Annotated in this window: 13 protein-coding genes; 6 read left to right on the forward strand and 7 right to left on the reverse strand. The window is 71.6% G+C overall.

What is annotated here, in order from left to right; translation table 11 throughout:
- The first annotated feature begins 32 nt into the window (after nt 1–32).
- Nucleotides 33–1067 (forward strand): hypothetical protein, encoded by a 1035-nt coding sequence (locus tag IPH07_19030; protein MBK6919495.1) that lies wholly within the window; start codon nt 33–35, stop codon nt 1065–1067.
- 33 nt (nt 1068–1100) lie between these two features.
- A complete protein-coding gene (locus IPH07_19035; protein ID MBK6919496.1) occupies nt 1101–1670 on the forward strand; it encodes a sigma-70 family RNA polymerase sigma factor in 570 nt (189 codons plus the stop codon).
- Between the two features lie 25 nt (nt 1671–1695).
- Here IPH07_19035 and IPH07_19040 read toward each other — a convergent pair whose 3' ends face one another.
- On the reverse strand, nt 1696–2157 hold the full coding sequence (locus tag IPH07_19040) for a hypothetical protein (protein ID MBK6919497.1): 462 nt from the start codon (nt 2155–2157) through the stop codon (nt 1696–1698).
- 119 nt (nt 2158–2276) lie between these two features.
- On the opposite strand from IPH07_19040, the gene IPH07_19045 reads away from it, so the two are divergent.
- The 3 genes from IPH07_19045 (at nt 2277) to IPH07_19055 (ending at nt 4330) form a co-directional block, all read left to right on the forward strand.
- Nucleotides 2277–2516, forward strand: a complete 240-nt coding sequence (locus tag IPH07_19045) for a hypothetical protein (GenBank protein ID MBK6919498.1) — start codon at nt 2277–2279, stop codon at nt 2514–2516.
- Between the two features lie 69 nt (nt 2517–2585).
- On the forward strand, nt 2586–3512 hold the full coding sequence (locus tag IPH07_19050; protein MBK6919499.1) for a hypothetical protein: 927 nt from the start codon (nt 2586–2588) through the stop codon (nt 3510–3512).
- Nucleotides 3513–3616: 104 nt separating this feature from the next.
- Nucleotides 3617–4330 (forward strand): hypothetical protein, encoded by a 714-nt coding sequence (locus IPH07_19055; protein ID MBK6919500.1) that lies wholly within the window; start codon nt 3617–3619, stop codon nt 4328–4330.
- Nucleotides 4331–4391: 61 nt separating this feature from the next.
- On the opposite strand, the gene IPH07_19060 is transcribed toward IPH07_19055, so the two are convergent.
- On the reverse strand, nt 4392–5585 hold the full coding sequence (locus IPH07_19060) for a penicillin-insensitive murein endopeptidase (GenBank protein MBK6919501.1): 1194 nt from the start codon (nt 5583–5585) through the stop codon (nt 4392–4394).
- A gap of 88 nt (nt 5586–5673) precedes the next feature.
- Nucleotides 5674–6714, reverse strand: coding sequence for a DUF459 domain-containing protein (locus IPH07_19065; GenBank protein MBK6919502.1), 1041 nt, complete (start codon nt 6712–6714; stop codon nt 5674–5676).
- Between the two features lie 184 nt (nt 6715–6898).
- On the opposite strand from IPH07_19065, the gene IPH07_19070 reads away from it, so the two are divergent.
- Nucleotides 6899–7327: a PDZ domain-containing protein gene (locus IPH07_19070; GenBank protein MBK6919503.1), complete on the forward strand. Its 429-nt coding sequence runs from the start codon at nt 6899–6901 to the stop codon at nt 7325–7327.
- Between the two features lie 104 nt (nt 7328–7431).
- Here IPH07_19070 and IPH07_19075 read toward each other — a convergent pair whose 3' ends face one another.
- From IPH07_19075 to IPH07_19090, 4 genes are all read right to left on the reverse strand, one after another.
- On the reverse strand, nt 7432–8769 hold the full coding sequence (locus IPH07_19075) for an ATP-dependent 6-phosphofructokinase (protein ID MBK6919504.1): 1338 nt from the start codon (nt 8767–8769) through the stop codon (nt 7432–7434).
- Nucleotides 8770–8937: 168 nt separating this feature from the next.
- Nucleotides 8938–11025, reverse strand: a complete 2088-nt coding sequence (locus IPH07_19080; protein MBK6919505.1) for a proprotein convertase P-domain-containing protein — start codon at nt 11023–11025, stop codon at nt 8938–8940.
- A 156-nt stretch (nt 11026–11181) separates the two neighbouring features.
- Nucleotides 11182–13248: a DUF2029 domain-containing protein gene (locus tag IPH07_19085; protein MBK6919506.1), complete on the reverse strand. Its 2067-nt coding sequence runs from the start codon at nt 13246–13248 to the stop codon at nt 11182–11184.
- On the reverse strand, nt 13241–14902 hold the full coding sequence (locus IPH07_19090; GenBank protein ID MBK6919507.1) for a hypothetical protein: 1662 nt from the start codon (nt 14900–14902) through the stop codon (nt 13241–13243). Before IPH07_19090 ends, IPH07_19085 begins: the two co-directional genes overlap by 8 nt.
- Nucleotides 14903–14926: the final 24 nt, after the last annotated feature.

The raw sequence follows: 14926 nt of genomic DNA on the forward strand, positions 1-14926 counted from the left end.
ACCTGCTACAACCGCAGGCCACGCAACCTTAGATGGCGCCCCTGGCATCGATCGTCGCGGCACGACTGCTGCTCGCCCCCGACCCGGCGCACGCCGATGTCGATCCGTGGGCGGGCGAGCCGGCCGCATCGTTCGGCGCGGTGCAGCTGCGCTGGCGCGGCCTCGACGGCTGCCCCGATCTCATGCGCCTGTCGGCCGAGATCCGCGCCGGCCTCGGTGTGCCACCGGCCCCGGGCGATCCGCTCGCGCTGCGCATCGACGCGCAGGTGCAAGCCCTCGACGCCGGCCAGCTCGAGCTCGCCGCGACCACGACCTCGGCGACCGGCCACGAGACGCGCACGTGGGTGGTCGACAGCTGCGAGGTCGCGGCCGAGCTGACCGCCGCGCTCGTCACCTCGGCGATCGATCAGGCCAACCTCGAGCCGCTCGAGCCGCTGCCACCGCCGACGCCGGGCCCGCGCGCGGCGGCACCGATCGCCCCCGCACCGACGCCCTCGGCGGCGCCGCAGCAACCCCCGCCGCGGTGGCGCACGCGCCCGGGCTTCGCGGTGCGGGCGAGCGCCGGCTTCGAGGCCGGCGGGCTGCCGAAGATCGGGGCCGGCTTCGCGCTCGCGGTCGCACTCACCTGGCGATGGCTGCGAGTCGAGGCGATGGCGAGCCAGTGGTTGCCGCGCGAGGCCAGCTCCGACGGCGGTGCGAAGGCCCGCATCCTCCTCACCACCGCGACGCTTCGGGGCTGTGCACAGGCGCGGCTCGGTCGTCGCGTCGAGCTCATGCCGGGCTGCACCGGCATCGAGCTGGGCTCGGCCTTCGGGCGCGGTGAGAACCTCGATCTCAACCTCGACGACCAGGTCCTCTGGGCGGCATGGGACCTGGGCGCCGGGCTCGCGGTTCGCGCCCACCGGCGCCTCCGCGTGATGATCGACGCGCATGCTGCGATACCGCTCGGATCGCCGCGCTTCGAGATCCGCAACGAGGGCGCGATCTGGCGCGCGGCGGTGGGGGTCCGGGTGCTGGCCGGCCTCGAGATCGTGCTCGCCGACCCACGAAGACGCCGCCGACCGTGACGGATGCGCCACCTCGCGGCATGTAGATCCGAGGTGGCCTCCATCACCAGCCTGCGCGAACGCGCCCGCATCGAGCGGGAGCCCGAGACGGTGACGGGCGAGCTCGCCGATCTCGCGCGGATGTACCAGGCCCACCACGACTTCGTGTGGCGGGTGCTGCAGAACCTCGGCGTCGAGCGGGCGACGATCGAGGACGCGGTGCAGGACGTGTTCCTCGTGCTGCACCGGCGCCGTGAGGCCTTCGATGACCGCGGGGAGATCCGCGGCCTGCTGTTCGGCATCGCGCGACGCATCGCTCGCAACCATCGCCGCATCGCCGAGCGACCGCGCCGCTACTCGCTGCCACCCGAGCTGGTGCGCGCCGACGATCCCGACGACGCGATCGCCCGCCGCCAGGCCGCGGCGATCGTCGCGGGCTTCATCGAGCGACTCGACGAGGACCGCCGCATGGTGTTCGTGCTGTCCGAGATCGAGGGCATGCCGATGCCGCAGGTCGCCGATGCGCTCGGCATCAAGCTCAACACCGCGTACTCGCGACTGCGACTGGCGCGTCAACAGTTCCACAGCACGGTGGCCCTCCACCGCGACACAGGTGCAGCATGACGGAACACGAGCGCTACCTCGCGGCCTATCGCGAGCTGCACCGACCGACCGACGACGAGCGCACGCGCGGCTGGCAGGGCCTGGCCGCACGCGCACGCGCCGGTGAGATCGTCGCACTCGAGGATGGCGACGACGATCCTGTCACGGGCACGGGCACCGCCACGCGGCGCGGCGCACCGGTGGTGCTGTTCGCGGCCGCCGCCGCCGCCGCGCTGCTGTGGCTCGGCGCGCAGCTGCCCTCGTGGCTCGCCAGCGATGGCGGACACGTGAGCCCGCAGGCGGCCAGCGACGCTCGACGCACGCCGTCGTCGTCGCAGGCGCGCGTCGTCGACGACGTGAAGACCGTGGCACCGGTGCCGGCCGAACCACCGCAGCGGCGCGAGGCCGCGACGCCCAGCGTGACCCCCTCGCCGACGCCCACACCCGCGGCATCCGACGACGCGACCGCGATCGCGCCGCCTCGCGCGGGCCGCCGTGCGCCGGTCATCGACGCGCCGCGCGAGGCCACGAGCGTCGACGAGGTGCCAGCCCTGCCCGCGCCCACCGAGCCGCCCGCGGCCGTCGCTGCCGAAGCGACCATCGACGCCGACGAGATCGCGGCGCTGCGTGCCCGCGCAGGCGCTCGCCGCCAGTGCACCCGCGCGGGCGCTCGCAGCCGTCGCCGCGCACGCCGGGCGCTACCCGAGCTCGTCGCTCGCGGCCGAACGCGAGATCACGCGGATGCGAGCGCTGTGCAACCTCGGCCGTGCCGACGAGGTCCGCGAGGCGGCCGCGACGTTCGAGCGCGACCACGCCGGCTCGCCGCTGCTCGCCCGCGTGCGTGGGCTGTGCCCCGACGCCGACTGACGAGACGAATTCGATCGCACGCGAGACGGATCGACCCACGCGCTGCATGGACTACTTCGGAGGATGACGATGCGAAGCATTCGAATTGGACTCGGGCTCGGTTTCTGTGTGGCGACGGTGGCAGCGGCGCTCGCGTGCGATCTGCAAAAGGGTGACCTCGGCGGCAACAACCTCGAGGAGTGCAACCCGATGGTGGACAACTGCGATGCCACCGACGGCAACGTCACCGACGGCAACGCGACCGACGGCGACGGCGGCGGCGCCGAGGGCAACTGCAATCCGATGATCGATCCGAGCTGCGGCAACGGCGACGACGGTGCGGGTCCGTGCAACGCCGACAGCGACTGTGCGCCGGGCCAGACCTGTCAGGGTGGCATGTGTGCCGGTGGCGACGGCGGCTGCGATCCGATGACCGACCCGACCTGCTGTGACAACCCGGCCGGCTGCGGTGACACCGAGGGCGGCACCGACGGTGGCAACGGCGAGCCGTGCATGACCGACGCCGACTGTCCGATGGGTGAGAGCTGCATCGACTACGTCTGCGGGGGCGACAGCGGTGGCAACTGCGATCCAATGACGGATCCGACCTGCTGCGACAACCCGGCCGGCTGCGGCGGCACCGACGGTGGCAATGACGGTGGCGGCCAGGCTTGCATGACCGACGCCGATTGCCCGATGGGCGAGACCTGCGTCGACAACGTCTGCGGCGGACAGTGCGATGCCATGCTCGACCCGTGCTGCGCCGATCCGACCGCGCCCGGCTGCGGTGGCGGTGGTGATGGCGGGGCGCCATGCATGACCGACGACGATTGCGTCATGGGCGAGGTCTGCGAGAATGGCATCTGTGGCGACGGCGGCGGTGGTTGCAATCCCATGCTCGACCCGTGCTGCGCCGATCCGACCGCACCCGGCTGCGGTGGCGGTGGCGGTCAACCGTGCATGTCGGACGCCGATTGCCCGATGGGCCAGGCGTGCTCGAACGCAGTCTGCGGATAGCAGGCAGGTGACGCGTGGAGCGAGCGACGGCTCGCTCCACCCGAGACCTGCACCCGCGGGTCAGCTTGTGAGTCCCACGCGATCGGGCTAGAACCCTTGGGCGCATGCCGCTCTCGTCGCGGCATGCGATCGAGGCCGGTCGCATGGATGACGACGACACCGTCGCCGACGCGCTCGCGCACGCGTTGGTGAGCGGCACGCTGCTGTTGGTGTCGAGGCCTTCGCGCTTGTCTGCCGCGCGACCCGAGGGCCTGCGCCACGCCGACGACGCGACCCGAACCCGACCGCGCGACGACGGCGGCCGACGACCCGAGGCGCCGCGAGCGACCACGTGGATCGAGATCGTCTGCGTGGGCCTGACGGGGGTCACCTACGCCGGCGCGACCGTGCGGATGCGGATTCCCGGGGGCGATCGCATCGACGTGCGCCTCGATGCGAACTCCAGCGTTCGCATCGACGATCTGCCACAGGGCCCCAGCTGCTCGGTCGAGCTGTCGCGCTCCGCCACGCGCACCGGCGTGATGCCGCTCGATCAGCGTCCTCGCCTGCGCGGCGGGGAGCCCCGCATCCGTCGCGGCGGCGCCGAGGTGCAGCTCGCGACCGCTGCACGCCACGTGCTCGTGGTGGAGGGGCTGCATGGCTTCAGCTGCCGAGCGCGTGGCCGTGTTGCTGCTGCTGGGGCTGGCGAGCTGCGATTGGTTCGCCCGTTCGACGGCGGTCGAGGCCGAAGCGGCGCCGGAGCCTGGTCCGGCCGCCGACGGGCTGGGCTCGTTCATCGAGACGCTCGCGCCGAAGGCATGATCCTGCTACCGGCGTGACGTCGACGCGCGAACGACCTGACGCTCGCGCGGACGCCTCGTCCGACGGTCGCCGCCGCGATCAGTCCTCGCAGCGGACTTGATTCTCGGGGCACTTCACGCGCACGTGCACGTGGATGAGGTGCCCCTCCTCGTGGCGCACGACACCGTTGTTGGTGTTGCGCGGACGGGGGTACTGCAGCGCCTTGTCGAGCTCGGCCGACGACGCACCCGCCGCCTTGGCCGCCTCGTACAGCCGCTTCTGCCGGCTGTAGTCGAGGAAGATGTACGTGGCGTCGCCGTGCTCGATGAACGACTGGATCAGCACCCACGAGGCGGCCCAGTCGATGTCGTTGGGCGACTCGCTCTTGAGACTCGCGCCGGCCTTCTTGGGCAGGCGGATGTCGATGTCGCGGCCGGACTGATGCGAGTGGTGCGGGCGGAAGCGGCCGCCGTGCTCGAGGCTGATGGCGCCGATGACGATCTTGCCGTCGTAGCCCGAGCTCTGCCGGAAGGCCGAGATGGTCTGCTGCAGCTTGAGGATCGTGTGGCTGCTGCCGAACGCCTCCTCGGGGCGCCGCACGGTGTAGAGATCGCTCTCGGGCAGGGCCACGCCGTTGACGAGCTTGCCGCGGTTGGGCCGCCCGACCGACAGGCCGCCTTGGGGCACGTCGAACTCCGGCAGGGTCAGGGTGCCCTCCCCCGGGAGCTGCCCGAGGGTGCCGGCCTTGCCCGGCTCGACCGAGGCCACCGCGCTCACGCGCCGGGGCTTGGGGTCGGTGTAGACCACCAGCGCCTGGCCGGCCTTGAACTGCCGCGGCACCTTGCGGTTCCAGCGGTGGAGATCCCCCTCGGGCACGTGGAAGCGCTGCGCGATCTTCTGCCAGGTGTCGCCGAACTGCACCTCGTAGGAGATCTTCTGCCGGGGCGGCGGCACGACCCTGGCCATGACCTTGAGGGTCCAGCCGGCCTTGAGCTGGCCACCCTTGAGGACCTTGTTCCACCGCTCGAGCTCGGCCCGGGTCACGCCGTAGCGGGTGGCGATGCTGTCGACGCTCTCGTACGGCACCACCCGGTGCTTCACCAAGGTCCGCTCGGACTTGGGACCGGGGCTGCCGCTGCGCTCGGAGGCGGCGTCGTCCTGACGGTCGTCGGCGGCTTGGGCCAAGCCGGGCGCCAGGACGGGGGTCAGGAGAACGCCCGCCAGCGCGAGCACGCGACCGGTGCGGGTCGCGAGGCGTTCGATCACGGGATGGGTGCGTTGCGACGTTCGCATGGCGCACTCCCGATCGCGGGAGCTTCGACACGCTAGCCCACGATCGCGAGTGGGAGCAACCCGTCAGCCGGCAAAATTTTTGGTGGGCTCAGCCACCATTTGCCGCAGTACCGGTCGCGCTGGGGGCCGCCGCGGGGGTCGGCTTCGCGGGCGCATCGCCCTTGGCGTCCGCCGTCGCCACCTTCTCCGGCACCCCGAGCACGGCGAGCACCTCGGGATACACGCGATCCGCGAAGTACTCCGAGCCGGCCATCGTGAAGTGGATGCGGTCCTCGGCGCGGATCGTCTGCGGCTTGCGCGAGCTCCCGACCTTGGCCTGCTCGAGCAGGGCGCCGTCGTCGGTGGTGACCATCGGCGCGGTGTCCACGTAGGTCTCGCCGCGGGCGAGCACCGCATCCTTCTGGATCTCGCGGATGAGCTCGAGCTTGGTCTCGAGCGACTTGAGCCCCATGGTCGGCAGGCCCAGCCACACCACCTTGCGGGTGTCGTCGTCGATGTCGGCGAGGAACGCGTCCATGCGCGCGCGATAGTCGGCGGCCCACGCCTCGCGGTCGGCCCACGGCACGCGCTTGCCCTTCTTCGTCGCGGGCGTCATGTCCTGGCCGTCGTTGCCGCCCATGATCACGACCACGAGCGCGGGCTTGCGCAGCTCGATCTGCTTCTTGGCCTCGGCGGTCCAGTCGAAGAAGTCGGGGCGCGCCAGGCCCGAGGCGCTCTTGCCCTTGCGATGGCAGACGATGTCGGGGTGCGCGTCGAGCTTCTTCTCGAGCAGGGCGCCGAAGCCGGTGGCCGCGAGGCTGTCGCCGAGGATCAGCACACCGTGGGGTCCGGCGGGCGCCGCCGGTGGCTCCGGCTCGGGCGTCGGCGACGGTTCGACCTCCGCGACGGGCGCGCTGGTCTTGGTGAGCGTGGCGTCGGGCTTCGCCTCGGGCTTCGTCGCGGTCGGGCTCGGCGTCGGCGACGGTTCCGCCGCGGGCGCGGCGGCGACCGGCTGCGGCTGCGTCGACTCCGGCGCCGGCCCGGGCTCGGCCCGGCACGCGACGAGCAACAGACCTGTCGCGATCGCGCTCGCGCACGTGCGATCCCAGAGTGATCGAGGGGAGAAGGTGAACCTAGAGCGCGCGATCATGGCGGGTCGTCGTCTCGTGGGACGCTAGCCGCTCGTGGCGGCGCTTGCGAAATATCCGAGAAAATCCCGCCATACAAGGCGGTCCCACCGCGCGCGTCGTCAACCGCGCATCCACCAAGACCCTGGCCAACGTCAGCAAGCGGTGGGAGACTGGGCGTCTCCTCCCTTCGAAGGTCCGACCAGCATGCGTGACTCGATCCACTCCTCCCTCACTCGTTGGCGCCTCGCTCGTCGCGCGGTGCTCGGCGCGATCGTCGTTGCAGGCGCAGTCGCGACCTCGACGGCGGTCATTCGCACGGTCGCGCTGTCGGAGTGCCCCGGCCACGCGGTCGAGCGCGCGTACACGTACAGCGGCATCGGCGTGGTGATCGAGCGCGATGGTTCGGACACGGTGGTGGTGAAGCAGGTGCTGCCGGGCGCGCCCGCCGAGGGCATCCTGCGCGAGGGCATGCGGCTGGTCGCGGTCGATGGCGAGGCACCGCCGACGGTCGACGCCTGGGCGGCGGCGATCCGCGGTGCCCCGGGCACCAGCGTCGAGCTCGAGGTCGCGTTCCCGTGCGGGGGTCACAAGTCCTACGTGATCGCCCGCGACATCGTGCGCATGAGCTACTAGCCACGCATCTTGGACCGCGCCAAGGCCCGCGCCAAGGCCCGCGCCACGGCCCGCGAGAGACGCCCGTCCGATGCACCATCGGGCGGGCGTTCGCGCGTCGGGCCTCAGTGGAAGCGCGGCTGTCCGGTGGTCTCGGTGACCGCGAGCCACAGCGCGCGATCCGGATCGATGCGGCGTCGTGAGGCCAGCACGAGCGGCAGCGGTACGTGGGTGAAGCTGCCGTGCCAGCGACCGACCATGAGGTCGGTCTTGCCGGCCATCGCCGCATGCACGGCCGAGCGCGCCAGCTGATCGCAGAAGACGGCATCCATCGCGTTGGCCGGCACGCCGCGGATCATGTAGCTGGGGTCGATGTACTTGAGCGACACCGGTGCACCCAGGTCGCGAAAGTGCTCGACCAGGCGACGCTCGAGGTAGCGACCGATGTCCAGCGACGCATCGGCGAAGCGCAGGTTGCCCGATGCATCGCGGGTCTCGCTGGTGTCGGCGAGCACCTTGCCGCAGCCCTCGGCGACGACGATGACCGCATGGCCACGCGCGTCGAGTCGTCGCTGCAGGTGCGCGAGCAGACCGTTCTCGCCGTCGAGCTTGAAGTGCACCTCGGGCACCAGGCACACGTTCACGTCGCGGCTGGCGAGCGTCGCGTGGGCGGCGATGAAGCCGGCGTCGCGCCCCATCAGCCGCACCAGGCCGATGCCGCGCTGGGCGGAGGTCGCCTCGGTGTGCGCAGCGTCGATGGCGATGCGGGCCATCGAGACCGCGGTCTCGAAGCCGAAGGTCTTGTCGACGAAGTCGATGTCGTTGTCGATCGTCTTGGGCACGCCGATGATGCCGATGCCTTGCCCGCGGGCCTGCGCGCGCTCGGCCAGCGCGTGCGCGCCCCGCATGGTGCCGTCGCCCCCGACCACGAGCAGCGCGTCGACACCGAGCTCGCCGAGGCGATCGAGCATGGTGTCGATGTCCCGCGGCCCCCGCGATGTGCCGAGCATCGAGCCGCCGCGGTTGTGCACGTGCTGCACCGCGTCGGGCGTGAGCTCGAGCGGCTCGAGACCGGCGGCGGGATCGAGCCCGGCGAAGCCATAGCGGATCCCCAGGAGTCGCTTGACGCCGTAGCGGTGGTGGGCGGTCAGCACCAGCGATCGGATCACGTTGTTGATGCCGGGGCACAAGCCACCGGCGGTCACCACCGCCAGGGTCGTGCGGCCCGGCTCGAAGTAGATGTGCTCGCGCGGGCCCGCGCGCTCGAACGCACGATCGGGCCGCGGTGTGTCGCCCTCGCGGAACTCGACGTCGAACAGCACGCGCTCGTCGTCGCCGACGTAGTCCGGGACCTCGTCGCCCGGGAGCAGCGAGAGCTGCAGCGGCGAGGGCACGCGGGCGGGGCCGAGCACGCGCACGCGCCAGGGCGGCGAGGGCCACTGGGTGTCGTCGACGGGTGACATCGCGGGCCCCACTGTAGCAGCCCCGGGTTGCGAGCCTCCCAGGCGCGCGGGCGGTGGCTTCACCCCGACACGCGCATGCGAAAACGGGAACGAGGCCGTCGTGGCCGCGTTCCCGTTGGATTCGAACCGTCGAGCCCCCGCCATTGGCGAAGGCTCGCGGCGCTCACGCTACTGGCAGTCGCACGGCGTGATGTCGATCGACCACGAGTTGATCGTGCCGACATCACCGCCCGCGTCGTCACCGACGTTCAGCGTCCACGTGCCCGTCGGGTTCTCGCCGAGGAAGGTCGAGAGCGCACCCTCCGGGGCCAGCGGCGACGCCGGGGTGAGGTTCACGTAGACGAAGTCCGTCGCCGCCGCGCCGTCGTCGTCCCACACGGTGCCCGCGAAGACGTTGTCGTTGGTGCCGCCGTTGTCGGTGGTGATCACGGTGGTCGTGCCCGTGGGCGAGACCAGCGTGATGTCGAGGTCGCCCGGGAACGTGTGGGCGATGTCGGTCGTGACCGTGATGTCGCAGATCGAGGTCGCGCCCGCGATGTCGAGGGTCGCCTGCACCGTGGCGTTGTCCATGATCGCCGTGCCGGGCGAGCCCGAGGCCGTCACGACCGGGTCGAACGTGGGCGCCGGGTTGGCCGGGGTGATGGTCAGGCCCCAGCTCACCACGGTGCCGGAGTCGGTCGCGGTGTCGTCACCGACGTGCAGCGTCCAGGTGCCGTTCGGGTCCTCGCCGCGGAACGCACCGAACGCGCCCTCGGCCTGCGCCGACGCAACCGCGACGTTGTTGGCGAACACGATGTCCGAGATCGGCGCGGCCGCGTTGTCGCTGAACGTCGTGCCGGCAAAGACGTTGTCGTTGCCGCCGCCGTTGTCGGTCGTGATCGCGATGATGGTGCCCGAGGGCGACTCGAGCGTGACGTCGACGTCGGACGAGAACGTGTGCGTGAGGTTGAGCGCCAGGGTGACGTCCCAGTCGTAGGCATCGACGCCCGCGACGTCGAGCGTCAGGTCGATGGTGCCCGGGTCGAGCATCGCGCCACCGACGTTGTCGGTGAAGGTCGTGCCCGCACCGATCGTGCAGGCGCCGACGGTGCCGCCGTTGCAGACGTCCTCGTCGGCACAGTCGGCGCACACGCAGCCCTCGGAGTACGGATCGCAGCTGCCGTCGTCATTGCAGTTCAACGGGTTGCTGCAGAAGCCGTCATCGGCACAGTCGTCACACACGCAGTCGTCGTCGAACCCGCAGGCCCCGTCGTCGACGCAGCCGACGCACGAGCAATCGTCCGCGGGCGCATCGCAAGTGCCCGTCTGCTCGAAGCAGGCCGGGAACACGCACGCAGCGCCACAGAAGTCGACCGCGAGGTCCGCACAGTCGGCCGTCCACTCGGTGTCGCAGCAGGTGCCGTCGACGCCGCAGACGCACTCCTCGACGGCCGCCGCGTCGCAGCCCATCACGCCGGTCTGCTCGGTGCAGCAGGTCCCGCCGTCGACGCCGTCGGCGGTCTGGCCGACGTACAGCTCGATCGAGCCCGAGTTCGCCGCACCGTAGCCATCGACCACCGCAACGACCGTCTGGTTGGCGGCGAGATCGACGACGACGAGCGACTGGGCAGCCAGGGCGTCGTCCGAGCACTGCAGCTCGGCGCCCATGCAGTCGCCGTCGAGCAGGTAGAGCACCGTGTCGTTGACCGTGGTGCCGGGACGCGCGGTCGAGAAGTAGTAGGTGCCCGCGGCCGGTGCCGTGAACGAGACCGTGGTGTCCTCGCCCCCGATGCCGCCCATGCCGATGCAGCTCGGCGTGAAGGTGTCACCGAGACCGGTGGTGTCGACGGTGATCGAGCTCGGCACGGTGTTGCCGAGGTCGTTCGCCGGACAGGTGTCCATCATGCCGCCGGAGCTGCTCGAGCCCATGCCGCCCGACGAGCTGCTGCCCGCGGTCGGATCGGTCGACGAGCTGCCGTTGGTCGGGTCGGTCGACGAGCTGCCGTTGGTCGGGTCGGTCGACGAGCTGCCGTTGGTCGGGTCGGTCGACGACGAGTCGGCGACCGTGGTCGACGTCATCGTGGTGGTGCCGTCCGACGACGAGCTCGATTCGCCGTTGGTGTTCGAGGCCGAGTTGCTGTTGCTCGCGCTGTTGCTGTTGCTGTCGCTGTCGCTGGTCGACGAGTCGGCGACGCTCGTGGCCGAGGTGTCGTCGCCGGGGCAGCCCAGGGGAATCGCAGCAAGCACCACAATGGAAAGTCGGTTCGTGATCTTCATGGGAGTCCTCTCGCGTCAAAGGTGGAGAAGCGGTGGCCGCCGCCACGGCCACTGCAAGACGAGTGTGCCTACCACAGGTCGCACGGACTGCGGAACCACCGCGAGCTTGCAAAGCGATGACGCTGCGGCAGACCCCGCGTTGCGGAATGAGTGGGCTCACGGAGCCGAGCGCACACGCCAGACGTCGTCGATCGCGATCGCGGCGGCTGCGTCGGCATCGCGCACGACGATGCGCACCTGCATGGCGGTAGGGGCCTGCCATTGCTGACGTGCGATCACGGCGTTCGTGGCGGGCACCACGAACGTCGCCACTGCGGCGCCGTGCTCGTCGAGCACGACGACCTCACAGCCGGTTGCTCCGGTTCGACCCAGGCGCGCGACACCGAGCTGGATCGCCTCACCCGGGGCGAGCGCGATGGGACCGAGCTCGGCCTCGCCGTGCTCCTCGAGACGTCCCGACGCGCCCGCGCTCGAGAGCCAGAATTCGCCGCCGTACCCCGCGGGTTGCGGCAATTCGCCGGTGAAGCCGGTGACCGGCCGCCGTCCGAAGCCGCCGCGTGTCCGCACGCCCTGCAGGGTGCCGTCCTCGAAGTCGGCGAGCACCACGGCGTCCGTGGGTACCGAGGCGGGGACGATGGGGGCCATGTGGACCTGGTCTGCCACGTAGGCCGTGACCACACCGGCCTCGGACATCCAGCCCGACAGCGGGCGCACACGGTCCTCACCCTGCAAGCGCTCGATCACCTTGTAGCGACCGCGCAACGCGTTGCGCAGCCATGCCGGCGGCTCGCCCTCGAACCACAGCTCGTCGAACTCGCCCGCCCGCAGGCGCGCGAGGATCGCCGCCTCGGCGTCGCGTCGATCGGCCGCGGAGAGGTCGGCGAGGCCCATGCTCCCCACGTGCCCGTCGCCGCCGGCGAGGATCGACCACCACGGGCGGTGCAGTGCGAAGACCTCGCGCGCGCCGCTGGTGAGGTGCTCACGCAGCAGCTCGGCCCGCGCCCGCGCAGCTGCATCGGGGATGGTGCGGTGCATCCGCTGCAACGCATAGCTGTCGCCCAGGCCCCCCAGGCCACCGCTCTGGATCGGCTGGTACATCGGCTCGAGTGCGGCAGCGAACACCAGCTGCGCTGCGATCAACGATCCCGCGAGCAGCTCGGCGCGGCCACCTGTCGGCCACACCACCCCGATCCACAGCGCACCGAAGACGATCCCCGGCAGGAACGCGTTGGGCTCGGCCCACTGCGTGCTGTAGCCGAGCGCGCTCACCAGCCCCGACGCGAGCGCGATGAGGGTCCAGAACAACACGCCGCGGTTGGCCGAGATGCGTGCGCGCAGCCGCTGCTCCTCGGCGCCCTGCAGCCGACGCGAGCGCGCCAGCCACGGCCACGCGAAGCGCACGACCAACCATGCGGCGAGCACGGTGAGGAACGGCGCCGCGTGCACGAACATGCCCCAGGTCTTGCGCTCGAAGCGTTCGTGGTTGAACGCGTGGGCCTGGTGGAGCTCGAACACGTACGTCCACAACCAACCATCGCTGGCGCGGTTGGCCAGCCATAGCCCGCCGCCATCGATGAGTGCGATCACGCCAGCGTAGACCCACAGCTGACGCGGCGCGACCAACAGCGCCCCCACGCCGCTGGCGATCACGAACACCGCCGCGGTCTGCTTGGTCCAGAACGCCAGCGCCATCAGCAGGCCCGCGAGCGCGGCCTTGCGGTAGTCGCCCCACGACTCGCGCAGCAGCACCAGCGCCCACACCACCAGCGCGAGGAACATCGCGTCGGGGCGGCCGACGTCGAGCCAACGAAAGCCGAACACATAGCCCGAGCACACCAGGCCCACCGCCACGAGGCCGTGCAGCCGCGGCTTGTGTTCGCGTGCGACCGCCCGTGCGATCGCGGCCGCGATCGCGATCGTCGACGCGATGCTCACCGCCCGCGCGAGCGGATAGTCGAGACCGAACAGCCAGCCCAGCGCGCCGACCGTCATCGCGTACAGCGGCGTATAAAGGAAAGGCACGAACTCCGCCGACGGCGGTGGGTACAGCGCCTGGCCCCGCTGGAACCGCAGCGCCTGGTGGAGCACCCCACCTTCCATCCACTCGAGCTCGAGCGGGAACGACACCCGCAGCACGAACACCACCGCCAACGCGAGCATCCACGCGATCGCGAGCGCAGCGAGGATCCTGCGCACGACGTCGTGCCAGCGCGGCTCACTCATGGGCCGCCTCCACCGCACCGAAGGGGCCGACCACGCGATCGCGTGGGCGTCGACAGCAGTAGACACCAGGGTCGAAGCGCTCGCCGCCCGGCCCCATCGCCGCGTCGGCACCGGGCTGCACGCACGCCCACGCGTAGCCGCTGCGAAACGGTGGCCGCGCCTCGGCCTCGCGGGGCGGCTGCGATCCGCGGAACCCGACGTGACAGAGCAGATCGGGATCGCGGGCGCGGATGTACTCGGGCGGTGCGAACAGCTGATGCCCAGGCCGCACCGCGCTGCCCGGTCGCAGCGGCGGCGGCGACATGCGTGGGATCTCCGGATCGACGAGCCCGAACGCATCGATCGTCGGCAGGCCCGAGGCATACGGCACCGCGCCCGCGGCCCCGACCGTGATGACGGTGTCCGGCGGCACGTGCTGCGCCAACCATGCGCCCGCGGCCACGCCGACCGCCGCGAAGCGATGCATCGCCGTGACCCCCTCCCACTTGCCGTCGAGCCAGCCCTCGGGCTTCGCACGATCGCGATCGAAGCGGCGATCGGCCTGCCATGCGAGGCCGATCGCCAGCGCGCCGCCCATCGCCAGCAACGCTGCCGTGCCGGCGCGCGCACGCGGCCAGCGACGCCGCAGCAGCTCGCTCGCGCGCGACAGCGCCAACGCGATCAACACGGCGAGCAACACCGACGCGACCACGAGGAAGCGCGAGTAGGCCATGAAGTCGCCACCCACCGACCACGCGTAGAGCACCGACGCGGCCGCGCACGCGAGCAGCGGCAGCGCGCGACGGCGCAGCAGCGGCAACACCCACGCCAAGTATGGAAGCCACGTCGCGCTGCTCCATGCCTGCACGTAGGCCACACCCCAGGTGTCGCGCAAGGCGGCGCCGTGGGCCTTCACGGCCCAGGTGTTGGGCGTCCACGTCCCGTAGTAGGCCCGTCGCCACAGCAGGTGCACCGCGACCGGCACGATCGCGAGCGCGACGGCCTGCAGCAGCACGCGCACCGGTGGCCGCGTCGGCGCGCGCCAGTAGGCGCGGCCCTCGAGCGAGAGCCACGCGAGCGCCCACGCGCCCAGCATCACCACCGCATCGGGGCGCAGCAGCACCGCCAGCGCCGCGACGCTGCCGGCCATGCGCACGCGCCCGAGATGCCACGCCGCGATCGTGCCGAGCACGGCCGCGGCCGCGGCCGCGGTCTCGAGCCCGCTGGTGCCCCACACCACCACCTCGGGGCTGGCAGCGACGAGGCCGAGCGCGACGACGCCGAAGCGCACGTCGCCGCCGAGCACGCGCACCAGCGTGAACGCCAGCAGGCCGATCGCCGCGAGCGCGAGCATCCCCAACGCGAGCGCGGCGTCGGGCGGCGCGACCCCTACGCGCTCGCCGACCGCGAGTGCCACGACCCACGCGAAGTTGGTGTAGCCCTCGACGCGCTCGAGCGGCGCGACGTTGAACGCGAGCTCGCCGTACCGCGCGAGGTCGTGCGCGTAGCGGAACGAGATGTACGCGTCGTCGCAGAGGAAGGCCCAGCGCCAGCCGTGCAGCAGCGCCAGCGCGAGCACCACCACGGCGACCACGGTCGTCGCGCTCACCCGCGCTCGGGGCACCCAGGCGGCGGGGCCGACCGGCGCTTCGGCGTGCACTGCGGCCTCGCTCAAGGCCGCGCAAGCGTAGCAGCGTTC

The sequence above is a fragment of the Deltaproteobacteria bacterium genome, assembly GCA_016709225.1.
GTDB lineage: Bacteria > Myxococcota_A > Polyangia > Nannocystales > Nannocystaceae > Xiheibacterium > Xiheibacterium phototrophicum.

Bases quoted from the DNA above. Each gene is read 5' to 3' on its own strand.
- IPH07_19030 (MBK6919495.1), top strand. From the start codon at position 33: ATGGCGCCCCTGGCATCGATCGTCGCGGCACGACTGCTGCTCGCCCCC.
- IPH07_19040 (MBK6919497.1), bottom strand. From the start codon at position 2,157: ATGACCGGCGCACGGCGGCCCGCGCGAGGCGGCGCGATCGCGGTCGCG.
- IPH07_19050 (MBK6919499.1), top strand. From the start codon at position 2,586: ATGCGAAGCATTCGAATTGGACTCGGGCTCGGTTTCTGTGTGGCGACG.
- IPH07_19055 (MBK6919500.1), top strand. From the start codon at position 3,617: ATGCCGCTCTCGTCGCGGCATGCGATCGAGGCCGGTCGCATGGATGAC.
- IPH07_19060 (MBK6919501.1), bottom strand. From the start codon at position 5,585: ATGCGAACGTCGCAACGCACCCATCCCGTGATCGAACGCCTCGCGACC.
- IPH07_19065 (MBK6919502.1), bottom strand. From the start codon at position 6,714: ATGATCGCGCGCTCTAGGTTCACCTTCTCCCCTCGATCACTCTGGGAT.
- IPH07_19070 (MBK6919503.1), top strand. From the start codon at position 6,899: ATGCGTGACTCGATCCACTCCTCCCTCACTCGTTGGCGCCTCGCTCGT.
- IPH07_19075 (MBK6919504.1), bottom strand. From the start codon at position 8,769: ATGTCACCCGTCGACGACACCCAGTGGCCCTCGCCGCCCTGGCGCGTG.
- IPH07_19080 (MBK6919505.1), bottom strand. From the start codon at position 11,025: ATGAAGATCACGAACCGACTTTCCATTGTGGTGCTTGCTGCGATTCCC.
- IPH07_19085 (MBK6919506.1), bottom strand. From the start codon at position 13,248: ATGAGTGAGCCGCGCTGGCACGACGTCGTGCGCAGGATCCTCGCTGCG.